This window comes from Mesorhizobium sp. M4B.F.Ca.ET.203.01.1.1 (assembly GCF_004791025.1).
GTDB lineage: Bacteria > Pseudomonadota > Alphaproteobacteria > Rhizobiales > Rhizobiaceae > Mesorhizobium > Mesorhizobium abyssinicae.
In genome coordinates this window covers 22,061-39,867 of the sequence record NZ_SRUO01000022.1, presented here as the reverse complement: position 1 = coordinate 39,867, position 17,807 = coordinate 22,061, and the positions used below count along the sequence as shown (strand labels likewise).

The window sequence follows — 17,807 nt, the reverse complement described above, 5'->3', positions numbered from 1 at the left end:
CAGCCATGGCCAGCCTCGAGCAGTATCGGGCCAAGCGCGATTTCAGGAAGACCGCCGAGCCGGCCGGCAAGCTGTCGCGGAGCGGCAAGAAAGCCGCCGGCATCTTCGTCATCCACAAGCATGCCGCGACCAGGCTGCACTACGACCTGCGCCTCGAGCATGACGGCGTGCTGTGGAGCTGGGCGGTGACGCGCGGCCCGAGCCTCGATCCGCACGAGAAGCGGCTGGCCGTGCATGTCGAGGACCACCCGATCGACTACGCGCCGTTCGAAGGCACCATCCCCAAGGGCGAGTATGGCGGCGGCTCGGTGATCGTCTGGGACGAGGGCAAATGGATTCCGGAAGGCGATCCGGCCAAAGCGATGAAGAAGGGCCATATCGGCTTCGAGCTGGAAGGCCACAAATTGCATGGCCGCTGGCATCTCGTGCGGCTGAAGCCGCGCTCCGGCGAAAAGCGCGACAACTGGCTGCTGATCAAGTCCGACGATGCCGCCGCGCGTCCCGGCGAGGACATCCTGAAGCAGGAGCCGAAATCGGTGAAATCCGGCCTGACGATCGAGGAGGTCGGCGAGGGCAAGACGGCCAAGGGCGCGAAGCCGAAAGTCTGGCACTCCAACAAGCCGGCAGCAGCCGGCAAGGCAAGAGCCGGGCCTGCCAAGCGGCTGGAGTTCATCGAGCCGCAGCTCGCCACGCTGGAGAAGGATGCACCTTCCGGCGACGACTGGCTGCACGAGGTGAAATTCGACGGCTATCGCATGCAGGCGCAGATCGCCGGCAGCGAAATGAGGCTGCTGACCCGCGCCGGCCTCGACTGGACCTCAAAATTCGACGGTCCGGTCACCGCCGCGCTTGCCGGCCTCAAATGCCGCGACGCCATCATCGATGGCGAGATCATCGTTTTGGCCGACAGCGGCGTGTCGTCCTTCGCCCTGCTGCAGGCCGATCTCTCGGCCCGCCGCGCCGATCGCTTCGTCTACTACGCCTTCGACCTGATGCGCCTCGACGGCAAGGACCTGCGCCGCGAGCCGCTGGTCGAGCGCAAGCAGGCGCTGGCGGAACTGCTCGGCGAGCAGCCGCAGGATTCGGCGCTGCGCTTCAGCGACCATTTCCACGAGCCGGGCAAGGTCATGCTGCAGCATGTCTGCCGCATGGGTCTCGAAGGCGTGGTTTCCAAACGCGCCGACGCGCCTTACCGCAGCGGCCGCGGTCTCAGCTGGGTGAAGTCGAAATGCACGCTGCGGCAGGAATTCGTCATCGGCGGCTACCTGCCCTCGGACAAGACCGGGCGCGGCCTGCGCTCGCTGCTGGTCGGCTATCATGAGGGCGGCAAGCTGCACTATGCCGGCCGCGTCGGCACCGGCTTTTCCGGCAAGATGGCCGCCGACCTCAAGAAAAGACTCGACGGACTCACCGCAAAAACGTCGCCCTTCTCCGCCGCCGTGCCGAAGGGCAAGGGGCTGGTCTGGGTCGAGCCCGATCTTGTCGGCGAAGTGGAGTTCCGCAGCTGGACCTCGGACCGTATAATACGTCACGCCTCGTTCCAGGGGCTGCGCGAAGACAAGCCGGCGGAGGAAGTCGTGCAGGAGAAGCCCAGTAAGGCCGCCGGCAAGGGCGCGACCGAGACGAAGGCGGCGCCAAACGCTGCGTCAGCCAAGACCTCGGTGAAGCTCTCCCACCCGGAGAAGCTCTTATGGCCCGACGAGAAGGTCTCCAAGCAGGATCTGCTCGACCATTACGCGCTGGTCTGGCCGCGCATGGAACAATTCGTCGTCAACCGGCCGCTCAGCCTGGTGCGGGCGCCGGACGGAATCGGCGGCCAGCGCTTCTTCCAGAAACACGCCTCGCCCGGCATGAGCGACAAGATCGCCAGGATGAAGGATCCGACCGATGGCGAGGAGATCCTCTACATCAAGGATTTCGACGGCATTGCCGCGCTGGTCCAGTACGGTGTCGTCGAGGTGCATATCTGGGGCTGCACGATCGATGCGCTGGAAAAGCCCGACCAGATCATTTTCGACCTCGATCCCGATGAGGGCGTCGACGTCAAGGCGGTGCGCGAGGCGGCGCTCGACATCCGGGGCAAGCTGGACGAGCTTTCGCTCCCCAATCTGGTCAAGACCTCCGGCGGCAAGGGCTATCACGTGCTGGTGCCGCTGAAGCCGTCGGCGGATTGGGACGAGGTCAAGGACTTCGCCCATGATTTCGCCCGCGCGCTGGAGCAGGCTTCGCCCGACCGCTACACCGCGACGCTGTCGAAGAAGGCGCGCACCGGCAGGATCTTCGTCGACTATCTGCGCAACGGCCGCGGCTCGACCACGGTCGCGCCTTACTCGTCGCGCGCCAAGAAGGGCGCCACCGTGTCGATGCCGGTGACCTGGCCGGAACTCGAGAAGGGGCTGGCGCCCAACGCCTTCCCGCTCGGCGATTCCACCACGCTGGAGCAGTTGAAGAAGGCCGATCCATGGAAGGATTTCTTCAAGCTGGGCAAGGTTTTGAAGCGGAGCTAGCTGGCGCAACGAGCGTCGTGATCCTTCGCCCCTCTGTCCCGCCGGGCATGTTACGCTATGCACACATCTTCTGTGACTGGCGCGACTGATCAGGGCCGAGGTTTGATTGCCACGTGGTTCCCCCAATCCGTCGCTGCTTCGCAGCGCCACCTTTCCCCCCTCCGGAGGGAAAGGAAGGGAGCATTGCTGGACGAGCGTTGGCGGCAAAAGAGCCTGGCGTCTTTCCTCTACCCCGTCGATCGGGGGAGAGGTGGCTCGGCGAAGCCGAGACGGAGTGGGGGTCGACCAGCGCTACATTAGACAATGCACGCGCCAAGCTGCCATGCACGCTATCGCCAAGACCAGCAGCCTACGCCAGAAACACGTTCTCGAATTCCCGCTTTCCCGCCGGCGAGAATACCACCGCGCGGCTGCCCTTTTCGCGCCGCGCCCATTTCTCGGCGATGATCTTGTCGAGGATTGCGGCGCCCAGCGTGCCCGCGAGGTGCGAGCGCCTGACGCTCCAGTCGAGGCAGGCACGGCACACCGGCCGCCTGGCCTTGGCCTCGACATCGATGCCGAGCGCGGAAAAATGCGAGGCCGCCGCCGGGCCAAGCCTGATCTCGCTGTCGTCGCGCAGCAACACCTCCCTGTCGATCAGGCGGTCGAGCATCGCCACCGCCTGCTCGCCGGCGAGATGGTCGTAGCAGACCCGCGCCACCCGCATCGCCGCGTCTCGTGGCCCCGGCCGCACGCGCTTCGGGCCGACCGCTTCGGCGACGCCGATGATCGCCTCGATCATGCCGGCGACTTGCGGCCCGGCGAGCCCGTAATAGCGATGCCGTCCCTGGCTGGCCAAGCTCAGCAGTCCGCCCTCCATCAGCTTCGACAGATGCGAGGAGGCGGTGGGCAGCGACACGCCGGCCTCCAGCGCCAGCTCGGAGGCGGTCAACGCCGTGCCGCCCATCAGCGCGGTGAGCATGTTGGCGCGGGCCGGATCGCCGACCAGGCTGGCGATGCGGGCGATATCGGGTCCTTCACGCATAGTTCGATCCTTGTCGAAGCATTCCTGCGAGGAAATCACTATTGTCGGTTCAGTTCAAGGAGCGGACGACCATTGAGGCGCCCACTCCTGACATGAAGCTGACTAGCATGCCGACGGAAGCGATGTTTCGACCGCGCTCGAACTGTCGTCGCCGAAAAATCAACCTGATGAGGAGACCGCCATGACCATCACCTGCTTCATCCGCTACGAGATCGATCCGTTCGGCAAGGCGGCCTTCGAGGACTATGCGCGTGCCTGGGGCCAGGCCATCCCGCGCTGCGGCGCCGACCTCATCGGCTACTTCGCGCCGCACGAGGGGTCGGCGACCACGGCCTTTGCCGCCTACAACATCGACAATCTCGCGGCCTACGAGGCCTACCGCGCCCGGCTTGCCGCCGACCCGGCCGGCAAGGCGAACTACGAGTTCGCCCGGCGCGAGAAGTTCATTCTCAAGGAGGACCGCATCTTCCTGAAGCTGGTGTCGGGCCCGCACGGACCGCGGCAATTGTTCCGGACCGACGTCACGGTCAAGGAAGGGATAGAGGCATGATCGCCGTCATCTTCGAGGTCGAGCCGGCGGCGGGCCGGCGCGAGGCCTATCTCGGCATCGCCGCCGAGCTCCGGCCCCTGCTCGACGGCATCGACGGATTCATCTCGATCGAGCGCTTCCAGAGCCTTGCCGATCCGAACCGCGTGCTGTCGCTGTCCTTCTGGCGCGACGAGGAGGCGGTGAAGGCCTGGCGCAACACCGAGGAGCACCGGCAGGCGCAGCAGGCCGGCCGTGGCGGAATCTTTGCCGGCTACCGTCTGCGCATCGCCCACGTCGTGCGCGACTACGGCCAGACGGAGAGGGCCGAGGCGCCGGCGGATAGCAGGGCGGCGAATGGGTGAAACTCCCCTTCTCCTTGTGGGAGAAGGTGTCGCCGAAGGCGACGGATGGCTCTAAGCATTCCCGATCAGCACGCCGGCCGTGAACACCAGCGCGCCGCCCAGCACCACCTGGAAGGCGGCGCGCCAGAACGGTGTCTGCATGTAGCGGTTCTGCACGAAGGCGATCGCCCACAGTTCGAAGAACACCACCACGGCGGCGACCGCCGTCGCCGTCCAGAAGAACGGGATGAGATAGGGCAGCGCGTGGCCGAGACCGCCGAGCGTCGTCATGATGCCGACGGTCAGCCCGCGTTTGATCGGCGAGCCGCGGCCGGACAGCTTGCCGTCGTCGGACGCGACCTCGGTGAAGCCCATCGAGATGCCGGCGCCGATCGAGGCGGCAAGCCCGACCAGGAAGGTCTGGAATGTGTCGTGCGTGGCGAAGGCAGCGGCGAAGATCGGCGCCAGCGTCGACACCGATCCGTCCATCAGCCCGGCCAGTCCCGGCTGCACATAGGTGAGGATGAACTGCCGCTGCTCGGCCGTCGCCTCCTCGATCTTGATCTCGCCCGGGACATGCTCCTGTTCCAGTTGATGCGCCGAGCTCTCATGGCCCTGCTCGGCCACCGCCAGTTCGTCGAGCAGTTTGCGGGTCGAGGCATCGGTGGTGCGCTTGGCGGCCTCGACATAGAAGCGGTAGGCCTGCTGTTCCATCGCCTCGGCCTGCCGGCGCACGGTCTGGATGCCGAGCGGCCTGACCAGCCAGTCGGGCTTGCGCTCGTAATAGCCCCTGACATGCTCGCGCCGGATCAGCGGAATGCGCTCGCCGAAACGCTTGCGGTAGAGCTCGATCAGCGAATCGCGGTGGCCGTCCTCTTCCTCCGCCATCGCCTCGAACACCTTGGCCGATTGCGGAAAATCTTCCGCCAGCCCGTCGGCATAGGCGCGGTAGATGCGCCCGTCATCCTCCTCCGACGATATGGCCAGCGCCAGGATCTCCTGCTCGGAGAGCGAATCGAAGGAACGACGGCCGAAGCCGAAAACACGTGAAAGCATGAGCATGTCACTCTAGATTAGAATTATTCTAAACTAGGGTTTGACCCGTTGCCGGTCAATCGCGCATCGCCCGCGGGAACAAAATTTGTTGATCCGGTGAGGCCTTCATTGTTGCCGAACGTTCACCTATATAACCGAACCTAAGCCGAAAGAAAGGAATTCCCGGATGTCGCCGAAAGAGCATGCGCACGCCTTTGATCCGAAACCCGTCCTCGATCTCATCGCTAGCATCGAGGCCGACCTGCAGCGCCTGAAAGGCCTGGTCGAGCAGCAGGTCGAGAAATTCGATCCCGCCAATCCGCACAACAAGGCTCCCGACGGCAAGCTGACGGAAGAGGGCGTCGAGTGCTGCTACCGCATGTTCGACGACGGCAAGTCGCGCTATTCGGTCGCCCAGCAGATGAAGATCTCGTTCGCCGCCGCCACCCACCGTTTCAACGCCTGGCGCAAGCTCGGCGGCAGCAAGAGGCAAAGGACGCTGTTGGGGTGAGAGGCGGCCACTTGCCACCCTCGGCGCCGCCCCTCTGCCCTGCCGGGCATTTCTCCCCGTATAGTGACGGGGAGAAAGGGCTGGCCGTAGCCTCTGCGCCATTCTTGCAACGTTGGTGATCGGCGAAAGCCGCGATGATAGCACCCTCTCCCCGTCACCATACGGGGAGAGGACACCGGCAGGCAGGTGAGGGGCGGCGCCAACGGCAGCTATGATCCGCCAACCTTGTAACCATCACATTTTTTCGTTGGCGCGCCGCGGCCTTTTCCGTGCACCATGAGCGATCTGTTTGCTCAAGGCCGCGCCCATGACCGTCCCTCCCGGCATCGCCGATATCCGCAACGCCGCCACGCGCCTCTCCGGCTTGATCGTCGAGACGCCGCTGATCGAATCGCCGGAGCTCAACAAGCGCTTCGGCGGCCGCATCCTGTTCAAGCCGGAGACGCTGCAGCGCACCGGCTCGTTCAAATTCCGCGGCGCCTACAACAAACTGTCGTCGCTGGGCGAGGCGGAGCGCGGTCGCGGCGTCGTCGCCTTCTCCTCGGGCAATCACGCGCAGGGCGTCGCCGCTTCCGCCGCGATGTTCGGCGTCAAGGCGGTCATAGCCATGCCGGCCGACGCGCCGGCGATGAAGATCGGCAATGTCCGCAAGATGGGCGCCGAGGTGGTTCCGTTCGACCGCTTTCGCGATGACCGCATGACGGTGGTTCGTCCCTGGCTTGACAAGGGCATGGCGCTGGTTCCTCCCTTCGACGATCCGGCCATCATTGCCGGCCAGGGCACGATCGGCCTCGAGCTGATGGCTCAGGCCAGGGCTCTCGGCGTCAGCCTCGACGCGGTCGTCATTCCCTGTGGCGGCGGCGGCCTGTCGAGCGGCATTTCCGTTGCCGTCAAGGATGCTTCGCCCGGCACCGGCGTGTGGGCCGCCGAGCCGGAACATTTCGACGACACCCGCCGTTCGCTGGCCAGGGGCGAGAGGGTCGCCAACGAGCCCGGCCACACCTCGATCTGCGACGCCATCCTCACCGCCGAGCCCGGCGCCATCACCTTCGAGATCAACCGCAAGAACCTCGCCGGCGCCGTCGCCGTGTCCGACAAGGCGACGGCGCAGGCAATGCGCGACGCCATGGCGTTCCTGAAGCTGGTGGTCGAGCCCGGCGGCTGCGTGGGTCTCGCCGCGCTCTCGTCCGGCGAGATCGATCTCGCAGGCAAATGCGTCGCTGTCGTGCTCTCCGGAGGCAATGTCGATTTCGGCACTTATGCGGAGATCATGGCGGCGGCTTAGGGGGCTGCCGGCATTGGACGCCTGGGTCGTTCGATGGAGCCGTCAAAGCAAAAACGTCTTGCCGACCACGGATGGAGCGACCGTCTCGCCATAGGCGGCCGCGAGCGCGCTCACGGCGCGCCAGCCCGTGCAATGCCCGGGCGATATCAGCTGCAGGTCGAACTGGGCCAGCGCTTCGACCGTCTCGGGGATGATCGGCTCGGTCACCCCCGAGAGGTGGAAGCCGCCGAACACGCCGTAGGGCGGAATTTCCGGAAACCGAGCCCGGGCGTGGGTCAGGACGTTGATCAGGCCGGCGTGCGAGCAGGCGGTGAAGACGATTTGCCCCTTGCCGGCCACGTTGATTGCCAAATAGCGCTCGTCCGGCATCACTTCGTCCGGTTCCCAGTTGCCTGCGGCGGTCTGGCGATACTGGCCAGGAAAGCCGCGCTCGAACCGGGTCACGCGTGGGATCTCGCCGCTGACATAGAACGTCTCGTCAAGAAGCAACTGCTCGTCGCGGGTGACGATGACATCGGCGCCGCTCCCGGACAGGACCTCCACGCTCGGCACCAGTTCCATCGGCCGAAACTGCCCATCGGCGGATTTGGTCGCCCGCAAGGCGAACATGTCGGGATGCATGTAGGTCGGGACGGGCCGCCCGCCATTGCCCATCGTGATCATCTGCAGGGCGCGCGGCATTGCGCCCGCGTGATCCCAGTGCCCATGCGACAGCATTACCGCCCCAACCTGCCCGAGATCGACGCCGAGCCTGACCGCGTTGCGCTCGAACGCCCATTCCTCGGGCCCGGTGTCGAACAGCAGCGTGCGGTTGGCCGATGCCGTCCGGACGGTGATCAGGCAGGAAAGCCCATGCGCGGCGCAGCACAGGCATTTGCCGGACAGCCATGGCATGCCGCGACGGCGAAGGCGGGCGAACTCGGTCTCGACGAAGCCGGGGCTCGACGACAGGCTGTCCGTCGCGTTGTCGACGAGAAAGATGACCTCTGCCGTATCGACGACCCTCATCGGACCAGCTCTGATGATACAGGAACCCCCACTCTATCGCATTCGGGCAGTCCGGCACAGCCGCGACAGCGTACGGAGCCCATGCCTTGCTGGACCTAGTCCAGCGTCCGCCTGAACCGCACCAGCGCCACGCCGGCGAACAGCGCCACGAACAGCACCAGCCAGCCGATCTCGGTCGCCACCGCCGGCAGCTCGGCGCCCTTCAGCATCACCGCGCGGATGATGCGCAGGAAATGCGTCAGCGGCAGGATCTCGCCGAACAGCTGCGCCCAGCCCGGCATGCCGCGATAGGGGAACATGAAGCCCGACAGCATGATCGAGGGCAGGAAGAAGAAGAAGGTCAGCTGCAGCGCCTGCATCTGCGTGCGGGCGATGGTCGAGATGGTGTAGCCGAGCAGCACCAGCGCCAGCACGAAGATCAGCACGGCGGTCAACAGCAGCGAGATCGAGCCGGTGAACGGGATGGTGAACAAGAGCTTCGCCGCCGCCAGCACCACCACCACCTGCACGGCGCCGACCACCAGATAGGGCAGCACCTTGCCCATCATGATCTCGAGCGGGCTGGAGGGCATGGCGAGCAGGTTCTCCATCGTGCCGCGCTCGGTCTCGCGCGTCAGCGCGATCGACGTCATCATCACCATCGTCATCTGCAGGATGACGCCGAGCAGGCCGGGCACGATGTTGTATTGCGAGATGCCCTCGGGATTGTAGCGCCGGTGCACCACCACTTCGAGCTGGCCCTTGGCGGTTTCCGCCGCCGCCTCCTGCATGCCGCGCGCCCGAAGCAGCGCCTGGTTGGCGACCGTGCCCAGCGTCGAGATGGCGCCGCTCGCCACCGCCGGGTCGGTGGCGTCGGCTTCGATCAGGATCTGCGGACTGTCGCCGCGCTCGACGCGGCGGGCGAAATCGGCGGGAATGGTGACGACGAAGGCGACGTCGCCGCGCGACATCAGGAACTCGGCCTCGGCGGCACTTTGCGCGACATGGTCGAAGCGGTAGTAGCCGGTGGTCTGCAGCGCCGAGACCATGGCCCGCGTGTAGGGATCGCTGCTCGTCGCCACCAGCGCCGCCGGCAGGCTCTTCGGATCGTTGTTGATGGCATAGCCGAACAGCACCAGCTGCATCAGCGGCACGCCCAGCATCATGGCGAAGGTGATGCGGTCGCGCCGCATCTGGATGAACTCCTTGATCAGCAGCGCGCCGAGCCTGGCGAAGGAGAACAGGGCGCTCATCCTGTTTTTCATCCCATATTGTCCTTCGAGCCGGCCATGAACTGGATGAACACGTCCTCGAGGCTGGTTTCGCCCGGCGTCACCGTCACGCCCTTGTGCTGCTTCTCGACATCGGCGAGCGCCGCCTTGAGCGCCTGTTTGTCGGAGCCGACGACATGCAGCGTCGCGCCGAACGGCGCCACCTGGTCGACGCCGGCGCGGCCCTGCAGCGCCTCCGCGACCTGGTCGAGACGCGGACCCTGCACCACGAAGGTGGTGAGCCCGGCATTCTTCACCACCTCTTCCACCGTGCCGGTGGCCAGCATCTTGCCGTAGGAGATGTAGCTGATGCGGTGGCAGCGCTCGGCTTCGTCCATGTAATGGGTCGAGACCAGCACGGTCAGGCCGCCGCTCGCCAGCCGGTGGATCTCGTCCCAGAATTCGCGCCTCGCCTTGGGATCGACGCCGGCCGTCGGCTCGTCGAGCAGGAGCAGCTTCGGCTTGTGCATGATGCAGGCGGCGAGCGCCAGCCGCTGCTTCCAGCCGCCCGACAGCGTGCCGGCGAGCTGGCTGCGGCGCGTCGTCAGGCCAAGCTCCTCCAGCGTCCGCGCCACATGCTCCTCGACCGGTCTCAGTTGATAGAGCCGCGCCACGAATTCGAGGTTCTCGCCGATCGTCAGATCTTCGTAGAACGAGAATTTCTGCGTCATGTAGCCGACTTCGCGCTTGATGCTGAGCGAGTCGGTGCGGATGTCGAAGCCGAGCACCGTGCCCTCGCCCTCGTCCGGCGTCAGCAGCCCGCACATGATGCGGATGGTCGTCGTCTTGCCGGAGCCGTTCGGCCCGAGAAAGCCGACGATCTCGCCTTCGGCCACCGTCATCGTCACATGGTCGACGACGGTCTTGTTGCCGAAGCGCTTGACCAGGCCATGGACGTCGATGACGTTCATTTTCCGGCATCCGCCAGGTCGACGTCGACGATCTGCCCGGGCTGCAGCGGGCCGGCATCGCCCTCGGGCCGCGCCTCGACCAGGAAGACCAGCTTCTGCCGGTTCTCCAGCGAATAGATCACCGGCGGCGTGAACTCCGGGTCCGGCGACACATAGCTGACGCGCGCTTTCAGCTCGGGCCCGCAGCCGTCGCAATGAACGCTGAGCAGCGCGCCGACCTTGACCGATGAGAAGGCGCTTTCCGGCACATAGACGCTCAGCTTCACGGCACCGTCCGGCAGCAGGGAGACGACCGGAGCGGTCGGGCCGGCGGTGTCGCCCGGATTGCGGATCACGTCGTTGACGCGGCCGGGCGAGGGCGCCGTCAGCACGCGTTTCGACAGCCGCCACTGAGCCTGTTCCAGCGCCGACTGCGCCTGCTTGACCTGGTTGTCGGCGGCCTTGATCGTCTCGGGCCGCGCCGGCAGTCCGCCGACGGCGAGGTTGGCCTCGGCCTGGCCGAGCTGCGCGTTGGCTGTCTCCAGCGCGGCCGACGCCGTGTCGTAGTCGGCCTGGGTGCCGGTGCCGCGCTTGTAGAGATCGCTGGCGCGATCATAGCGGCGCTTGGCGTCGGCGGCCTGCGCCCTGGCCATGTCGACTTGCGCCTTGAGCACGGCGATCTCTTCCGGGCGCTTGCCGACTTGCAGGTCGGCAAGCTGCGCCTCGGCCTGGGCAAGTGCTGCCTCGGCCTGCGCCACGGCGATCTTGGCGTCGGCGCTCTCCAGCGTCACCACGGTCGCGCCCGGCGAGACGCGGTCGCCGCGCTTGACGGCGACCGTCTCCACCTGCGCCACTTCGATCGGCGCCAAAAGCACATAGTCGCCCTCGACATAGCCGACGGCGAGCGGTGCCGCCGGCGCGCAGGCGCCGAACAGCTGGGCGGCAAGCGGCAGCGAACAAAGCAAGCTCATGGTTTGCCCTCCTTGCGGGCGGCGTTGCTGCGGGCAGCCAGATTGCGGGCGGCCAGAATTGCGCCGAGATTGTCCGAGGTGATCGCCACCACCTTGGCGGCCTCAGCTTCGCCGATCTCTCGCCAGCCCATCCGGCGCATCACTGCCTCGCGGCCGATGCGGAAATAGATGACCTGGCCGATCAGCGTGAACACGGTGAGCCGGGTGCGCTCGCTCTCGGCCGGCTCGCCCGTCGCCTGCTCCCAGATCATGCAAAGCCTGCGGTGCGTCGGCTCGAACACGCCGGCATAGATGCGGTCGAGCGCGGCCGTCGGATGGGAAAGCTCCCTAAGTACGAATTGTACGATCTCGCCGGCTTGCGGGCTGGCAACGATGAAGGCCACCATCCGCTCCAGCGCGGCGAAGAGCTGCGCCCGCGCCGCTTCCGGACCAGCCTGACTTCCAATTGCCTGACTTCCAACGGCTTGGCCGGCAATCGTCTGGATCGTGTCGACGATGTAATCGGCGGCGGCGGTGCGCAGGCCTTCCTTGCCGCCGAAATGATAGGCGATCGAGCCGATATTGGCCTTGGCCTCGGCGGCGATCTCGCGCGTCGAGGTGCCGTCATAGCCTTGCCGCCCGAACAGCTTGAGCGCCGCGTGCACGAGCGCGGCGCGTGTCTGCTCGGCGGGAGAAGCTTCGCGATGGGAAGGTTTGGCGCTCGTTTTCTTGCTCATGATATTCGTTTAATCAATCGATTGATTAAAGTCAAATTGATTCTCGGCATCGGCTTGCCATGTTGGTCCACGCGCGCTTTAGTGCGCGGCCATGGTCAAGGAAGTAGAACGCAAGTTCCTGGTCGCCAGCCCCGCCTGGCGCGATCGGGTCGAGGCGGATATCCGCATTCGGCAGTTCTACCTTGCTGCAACGCCCGGCCGCTCGGTGCGTGTGCGCATCGGCGACGGCGTCTCGGCCAAGCTGACGCTGAAGTTCGGCAGCAGGGCGCGCGAGCGCGACGAGTTCGAATATTCGATCCCGCTCGCGGAGGCGCAGGAGATGCAGGCCTTCGCCGTCGGGCGTGTCATCGAGAAGACACGTCACCATGTTAGGCACCGCGGCTATCTCTATGAAGTCGATGTCTTCGGCGGGATGCTGGCGGGGCTGGTGGTGGCCGAGCTCGAGACGCCGGAAGACGTGCCTGACGAAATGCTGCCTGATTGGCTCGGCCGTGAAATCACCGGCGAGTCGAGATTCTACAACGCGTCGCTCGCCCTTGGGGGGATTCCGGAGATCGCCGCATGAGTTTTCGCATCGATCCGCGCTTGCCGCTGACCGGCGAGGTCAGGCGCATCCTGGCCGACGAGGTCGGCAAGGCGCTTGCCCATCTCGAGACGGCGCGCGAGAAGCCCGAGCAGGGCCTGCACAAATGCCGCAAGCGGCTGAAGAGCGTGCGCGCCTTGCTGCGCCTGGTTCGTTCCGGGGACGAACCGTTCTGCCAGACCGAAAACGAGTGCTACAAGCAGGTATCGGCGCTGCTTGCCGGACCGCGCGAGGCGACAGCACTGATCGAGACCGTCGACCGCCTGGCTGCCGCCTTTCCGGAGCAGAGCGCCGGCGGCGGCCTCGACGCCGCGCGCGACCGGCTGGTGATGCGCCAGCATGAAATGCATGCCGGCGCCGGCCTCGATGCCGCGATCAGCGCCGCCGCCGTCGCTTGCCGTGAAGGCCTCGGCCACATCGACAGGCTCTCGCTGCCCGACCAGCCCGAACAGGCGGCCGACATTCTCGCCGAAGGCGCCCGCGCGACCTTGCGGCGGGCGCGCAAGGCGTTGGACAAGGCAGGCTCGCGCGGCGAGGCCGACGATTTCCACGATTTGCGCAAGGCGGCCAAGACCCACAGCATGCACCTGTCGCTGCTCGGCCGGCTGTGGCCGACCCCGATCAAGTCCCGCCGCAAGGCGGTCGATTCGCTGGGCGAAAGGCTGGGCGATCTGCATGATGTTTTCGTCATGCGCGCGCTGCTCGATGCCGATGGCGAGCCGCTCGGGCCGCCCGAGGACACCAGGCTTCTCGCCAAGCTCCTGAAGCGCTCGGAGAAGAGCCTCAGGAAGTCGTGCCTTGCCGATGCGATCGAGCTGTTCGGCGACAGCCCCAAGCGCTCGACCAGGAAGCTCGCGCGCAAGGCCCGCGACGATCTCGCCGGCGCCCCGGACGATCTGGCCGCGGCCGCCGGCTGACCGCTTTTCCTTCTCCCACCAGGGAGAAGGGGGAGCCAGCCTCCCGCGCTGGCACTTCCCCGCCGGCCCGTGCTAAGCACGCTCTACCATGACCGCGCCGGCCGACACGCTTCTCGACCGCCTTGGCCGCTGGCTTGCCGGCCGGCTGCAGGACGAATCGTCGGGCTATGAGCCCTACACGCCGTCCGATGCCGAGACGCTGCGCCGCGCGCTCGAGCCAGGCGATATCCTGCTCATCGAAGGCAACCAGAAGATCTCGGCGGTCATCAAATACCTGACCCAGTCGACCTGGTCGCATGCCGCCTTCTATGTCGGCGACGCTCTGCCCGCGCCCGCGGACGGTTCGGAGCGGCCGCGCCTGATCGAAGTCACGCTCGGCGAAGGCTGTGTCGCCGTGCCGCTGTCGCGCTACCGCACCTACAACACGCGCATCTGCAGGGCGAGCGGGCTGACGCCGGAAGACCGCGACAAGGTCGTCGCTTTCATGATCGGCAAGCTCGGCCTGCGATACGATCTCAAGAACATCTTCGACATGCTGCGCTTCTTCCTGCCGACGCCGCCGGTGCCGGTGCGCTGGCGTCGCCGCATGCTGGCCTTCGGGTCCGGCGATCCGACGCGGGCGATCTGCTCGACGCTGATCGCCGAGGCCTATGGCCAGATCCGCTATCCGATCCTGCCCGAGATCACCCGCGCCCCCGGCCGCGCCTCGGCGCAGTCGAGCTACATGCGCCGGGAAATCCTGCACATCCGCCACCACTCGCTCTACACGCCGCGCGATTTCGACCTGTCGCCCTTCTTCCGCATCGTCAAGCCGACGCTGGAATATGGCTTCGACTACCGGGCAGTCGCGTGGGGCGACGCTATAACGGACGCCGAAGCCGCAGAGGCGGGAGCAATCGCTTCAGAAAGGTGATGGCTTTCGGCCTGGTCTGAGTCACGCCGAAACCGCAACGGCGCCCTGGTTTTCGGCTCTGTGTCCGACCCAGACATGGACCGGTTCGTCCCGGCCGCGGATGCTCACCGGCCCATGATCGCGCGCGTTCAACTGTGTCGTGGGCGATTCCGCCTTCGCGGCCTCGATCAGTCGCGACCCAAAGCAGATACTCGCCTGAAGCTCACGGCAGAGCGCCTGCAAACGGCTGGCGACGTTGACGGTGTCGCCCACCACCGCGACGGACAGATTGCGCTCGCTGCCGACCGCGCCGAGCACGACCGCGCCATACTGGACGCCGATCCGAACGTCCAGCGGCGGATATCCCCTGGACACACGCTGGACATTCCAGTCTCCGAGAGTGGCGATCATCGCTCCAGCGCACTGGATGGCCCGGGTCGCGTCGTCATGGCTGGCTTGCGGAACCCCGAATGTCGCCATGATGCAATCGCCGATATAGTTGTCGACGGTGCCATTGTGGTCGAAAACGACCTGCTCCATGCGACGGTGGAACTGACGCAGAAGTTCGAACACGGCTTCGGCCGGATGATCCTCGGAATAGTGGGTGAAGCCGACGATGTCGGCGAACAGCACCGCGATTTCCTGCCGGCGGACCGGGCCGAAGGGCTCGTCATCGGTGGCGAGCTGGTCGACCACATTGGGCGAAAAATGCCGGGCGAGATTGGCGCGGGCGCGCTCTGCCTTGACATAGTCTTCCGACAGATGTCGGGAACGCGAGACGACCAGCGCCATGATCGCGCCGATAATCAGCACGACCAGCACGTTGGTCGCCTGCGCGAACGTGTCGACGAAATTGGGGTTGAGATAGAGGTTCAGTCGCTCTGTCAGCGGCAGTGAATAGAGGTTCGTCGCCGGAATGACGGTACCCGGATGAACAATCACCCATCCCACCCCGATCGCCCACGTCAAGGCCGCGAGCGCGCCCAGATAGAGCGCCAGTCGAGTCGAAAGGGTCAGCGCGCCAAGGCATACGAAAATCAGCAGGAATTTGAAGCTGCCTTCGCGCAGCTGCATCGCGGCCGGCGCGACCTCTTGGGCAAACGGGTTGGGCGTTATCAGCAGAACGGTCAACAGAATGATGTCCAGCGTACCGACGACGTAGCCGATCCACCATGGCGCCGTGCGACGGCGCACAAAGAGAAACTGGATCAGGCCGACGAGTTGGAACAGCACCAGTCCCGCCAGCACGAAGAGCAGCGAGGCATCCCAGCGGCTGATCAATGAAAAGAAGCAGGATATAGCGGCAAGCGATGCCGTACGCGCCCAGAACTGCAATGCAGCCCCCTGGCGTTCTGCGCGCTCCCGCAAGTTTTTCAGGCGCGAAAAGCGGCGAAGTTCAAGTGTTGGTGCGGTCGACATGGGATCACTTCGATGTCACGGGGACGGGTCGCGCGTTGGGCAAAACCCGGAGGTCTGGCAAATCAATCTGCGAATCCTATCATGAATGTGGCTTCATTTTTGAAGCACCGGCTGCGCGGTCGGCATCGCTGTGCGCTCGGCTGATTCAGGGGCAAGTATCAGGCCGGCAAGGCACGGCGTCCCTTTGCGGGAGCCGCGGCCCCGGCATCGCGCGCATGCGGCCCTATCGGCATGATCGCCGGAAACGGCGTCGCGCCGAAGGCAAAGGTCCATTTGTAGCCGATGAGCTGGTCCTCGGGCGTCGTGTGCTGGTCGTGGTGGGCAAGCAGCTTGGCGCGCTCGGCCAGCTCCTCCGCCTCGCGTCGCACCATCTGCGCCGTCTCCGGCCGCATCCGCCGCGAGAAGCTGACGAAACTCGCCTCGCGCTCCAGATGGGAGATCGCCCAGCCGATGAAATTCTTGTTGGTCATTTCGAATAGCGGCCTCAGTGGTCCGTCGAAATTCCACTGGATCGGCGTCTCGACCAGCAGCCGCGCCGAAAGCCCGCGCCCGATCTCGACAAGGCCGAGCGCCTCGAGGTCGCGCAGGTAAAGGAACATCGAGGCTTCGCTCAGTCCTTGCGAGCGCATGATGCCCTGCGGCGTGAACTTCTCCGACAGCATGATGAAGACGAACAGCAGCGCCGGCCGCGCTGCCAGCTTGCGCTCGATCTCCGGCGCGACGTGGTTGGCCGGCCCCGGCCCCCGGTTCATCGAGCCGAGCACGTTTTCGAGCTCGACATCGGCGGCGGCGCAGATCTCGACCAGGCGGTCGAGCTTGCAGTTCTTCTCATGGAAGATACGCTTCACCGTCGGCTCGGAAACGCCCATGCGCTCGGCCAGCATGCGATAGGTCAGGCCCTTCGCCTTCAGCGTCCGTTTCAGGGCCTCGAAGATCGGACCATTCATGGAATGCACCTCGTCAGCGCAATTTCGTATCGATCTTCGATACTAGCTGGAAGAGGCCTTCCGGAAAAGTATCGAAAAACCTAGCTCTCCGTCCGTCATTACAGGAGATCAGTCATGAAAACCCTCATCGTTTCGACCATCCTCGCCTTCGCCGCCATGACGCCAATCGCCGAGGCCGGCGAAATCTGGCGCGCCTCGGGCTTCGAGCAGCCGGAATCGGCGCTCTTCGATGCCGCCAACAAGCGCATCATCGTCTCCAACATCGCCGGCAATCCCGGCGAGGCCGACGGCAACGGCTATCTGTCGGTGCTGTCGCTCGACGGCAAGCTCGTCACCCGGCATTGGACCGACGGCATGGACGCGCCCAAGGGCATGGCGCTCTCGGGCGGCAAGCTCTACGTCGCCGACATCACCAAGGTCCGCGTCGTCGATCTGGCCAGCGGCAAGCTGGTCGCCAGCATCGACGTGCCGAATGCCGTCTTCCTCAACGACATGACGGCGGACAGCGCGGGCAAGGTTTATGTCAGCGACATGCTGGCCGACACCATCTACCGCATCGACGGCGACAGGCCGGAGCTGTTCGTCAAGGACGCGCTGCTTGCCTCGCCCAACGGCATCTTCGCCGACGGCGGCAGGCTGATCGTCGCCTCCTGGGGCAAGGGGATAAAGCCCGATTTCAGCACCGCCGAGCCGGGCGGCCTGCTTTCGGTCGACCTCGCCAGCAAGGCGATCTCGCCGCTGCCCGGCGCGGAAAAATTCGCCGACCTCGATGGCGTCGTCGCCATCGGCGACAGCATCTACGCCACCGCCTACATGACCGGCACGCTCTATCGCTACAAGGATGGCGGCAAGCCGGAGGCCTTCACCACCTTCAAGCCGGGCAGCGCCGACATCGGCGCCGACGGCAAAACGATCTTCGTGCCGCTGATGAACGAGGGCGAGGTCGCCGCGCTCAGCCTCGATTGAGGCCGTCGGGCGGTCG

General features: G+C 65.6%; 18 protein-coding genes. 9 read left to right on the top strand and 9 right to left on the bottom strand.

The window, feature by feature from the left end:
* Window positions 1–5: 5 nt before the first annotated feature.
* A complete protein-coding gene (gene ligD, locus EN846_RS30300; RefSeq protein WP_127392230.1) occupies window positions 6–2,507 on the top strand; it encodes a DNA ligase D in 2,502 nt (833 codons plus the stop codon).
* A 349-nt stretch (window positions 2,508–2,856) separates the two neighbouring features.
* Here the strand turns inward: ligD and EN846_RS30295 are convergent, their stop codons facing one another.
* The gene (locus EN846_RS30295) at window positions 2,857–3,531 is read right to left on the bottom strand and encodes a winged helix-turn-helix domain-containing protein (protein ID WP_127392231.1); all 675 of its coding nucleotides are present in this window, start codon (window positions 3,529–3,531) and stop codon (window positions 2,857–2,859) included.
* A 181-nt stretch (window positions 3,532–3,712) separates the two neighbouring features.
* Here EN846_RS30295 and EN846_RS30290 point away from each other — a divergent pair, with 181 nt between their 5' ends.
* Together EN846_RS30290 and EN846_RS30285 are read left to right on the top strand one after the other, a co-directional pair.
* Entirely contained in the window at window positions 3,713–4,081 is a 369-nt protein-coding gene (locus EN846_RS30290; RefSeq protein ID WP_127392232.1) for an NIPSNAP family protein, read from the top strand.
* Window positions 4,078–4,422, top strand: coding sequence for an antibiotic biosynthesis monooxygenase (locus EN846_RS30285; protein WP_127392233.1), 345 nt, complete (start codon window positions 4,078–4,080; stop codon window positions 4,420–4,422). Before EN846_RS30290 ends, EN846_RS30285 begins: the two co-directional genes overlap by 4 nt.
* A gap of 51 nt (window positions 4,423–4,473) precedes the next feature.
* On the opposite strand, the gene mbfA is transcribed toward EN846_RS30285, so the two are convergent.
* Window positions 4,474–5,457, bottom strand: coding sequence for an iron exporter MbfA (gene mbfA / locus EN846_RS30280; protein ID WP_127392234.1), 984 nt, complete (start codon window positions 5,455–5,457; stop codon window positions 4,474–4,476).
* Between the two features lie 166 nt (window positions 5,458–5,623).
* Here mbfA and EN846_RS30275 point away from each other — a divergent pair, with 166 nt between their 5' ends.
* Both EN846_RS30275 and EN846_RS30265 read left to right on the top strand, forming a co-directional pair.
* On the top strand, window positions 5,624–5,947 hold the full coding sequence (locus EN846_RS30275) for a hypothetical protein (protein WP_127285440.1): 324 nt from the start codon (window positions 5,624–5,626) through the stop codon (window positions 5,945–5,947).
* Between the two features lie 307 nt (window positions 5,948–6,254).
* Window positions 6,255–7,232: a threonine/serine dehydratase gene (locus EN846_RS30265; protein WP_127392235.1), complete on the top strand. Its 978-nt coding sequence runs from the start codon at window positions 6,255–6,257 to the stop codon at window positions 7,230–7,232.
* A 42-nt stretch (window positions 7,233–7,274) separates the two neighbouring features.
* Here EN846_RS30265 and EN846_RS30260 read toward each other — a convergent pair whose 3' ends face one another.
* From EN846_RS30260 to EN846_RS30240, 5 genes are all read right to left on the bottom strand, one after another.
* Complete coding sequence (locus EN846_RS30260) at window positions 7,275–8,240, bottom strand: MBL fold metallo-hydrolase (protein WP_127392236.1); 966 nt, start codon at window positions 8,238–8,240, stop codon at window positions 7,275–7,277.
* A gap of 95 nt (window positions 8,241–8,335) precedes the next feature.
* Window positions 8,336–9,472: an ABC transporter permease gene (locus tag EN846_RS30255; protein ID WP_127285449.1), complete on the bottom strand. Its 1,137-nt coding sequence runs from the start codon at window positions 9,470–9,472 to the stop codon at window positions 8,336–8,338.
* Window positions 9,473–9,480: 8 nt separating this feature from the next.
* The gene (locus EN846_RS30250; RefSeq protein WP_127309579.1) at window positions 9,481–10,401 is read right to left on the bottom strand and encodes an ABC transporter ATP-binding protein; all 921 of its coding nucleotides are present in this window, start codon (window positions 10,399–10,401) and stop codon (window positions 9,481–9,483) included.
* Entirely contained in the window at window positions 10,398–11,351 is a 954-nt protein-coding gene (locus tag EN846_RS30245; protein ID WP_128345998.1) for an HlyD family efflux transporter periplasmic adaptor subunit, read from the bottom strand. Before EN846_RS30245 ends, EN846_RS30250 begins: the two co-directional genes overlap by 4 nt.
* Window positions 11,348–12,067 (bottom strand): DUF1956 domain-containing protein, encoded by a 720-nt coding sequence (locus EN846_RS30240; protein WP_127393883.1) that lies wholly within the window; start codon window positions 12,065–12,067, stop codon window positions 11,348–11,350. Before EN846_RS30240 ends, EN846_RS30245 begins: the two co-directional genes overlap by 4 nt.
* 91 nt (window positions 12,068–12,158) lie before the next feature.
* Here EN846_RS30240 and EN846_RS30235 point away from each other — a divergent pair, with 91 nt between their 5' ends.
* The 3 genes from EN846_RS30235 to EN846_RS30225 all read left to right on the top strand — a co-directional run bounded on the left by EN846_RS30235 (window position 12,159) and on the right by EN846_RS30225 (window position 14,480).
* The gene (locus EN846_RS30235; RefSeq protein ID WP_127393882.1) at window positions 12,159–12,632 is read left to right on the top strand and encodes a CYTH domain-containing protein; all 474 of its coding nucleotides are present in this window, start codon (window positions 12,159–12,161) and stop codon (window positions 12,630–12,632) included.
* A complete protein-coding gene (locus EN846_RS30230) occupies window positions 12,629–13,567 on the top strand; it encodes a CHAD domain-containing protein (RefSeq protein WP_127393881.1) in 939 nt (312 codons plus the stop codon). Before EN846_RS30235 ends, EN846_RS30230 begins: the two co-directional genes overlap by 4 nt.
* 88 nt (window positions 13,568–13,655) lie before the next feature.
* Window positions 13,656–14,480 carry a lipo-like protein gene (locus EN846_RS30225; RefSeq protein ID WP_127393880.1) on the top strand — a complete coding sequence of 275 codons (825 nt, stop codon included), beginning with the start codon at window positions 13,656–13,658 and terminating at the stop codon, window positions 14,478–14,480.
* 21 nt (window positions 14,481–14,501) lie between these two features.
* Here the strand turns inward: EN846_RS30225 and EN846_RS30220 are convergent, their stop codons facing one another.
* Both EN846_RS30220 and EN846_RS30215 read right to left on the bottom strand, forming a co-directional pair.
* Window positions 14,502–15,794, bottom strand: coding sequence for an adenylate/guanylate cyclase domain-containing protein (locus EN846_RS30220; RefSeq protein WP_245493243.1), 1,293 nt, complete (start codon window positions 15,792–15,794; stop codon window positions 14,502–14,504).
* A 242-nt stretch (window positions 15,795–16,036) separates the two neighbouring features.
* A complete protein-coding gene (locus EN846_RS30215; protein ID WP_127391546.1) occupies window positions 16,037–16,825 on the bottom strand; it encodes a helix-turn-helix transcriptional regulator in 789 nt (262 codons plus the stop codon).
* A gap of 114 nt (window positions 16,826–16,939) precedes the next feature.
* Here EN846_RS30215 and EN846_RS30210 point away from each other — a divergent pair, with 114 nt between their 5' ends.
* A complete protein-coding gene (locus EN846_RS30210) occupies window positions 16,940–17,791 on the top strand; it encodes an ATP/GTP-binding protein (RefSeq protein WP_127391545.1) in 852 nt (283 codons plus the stop codon).
* The last annotated feature ends 16 nt before the right edge of the window (window positions 17,792–17,807 follow it).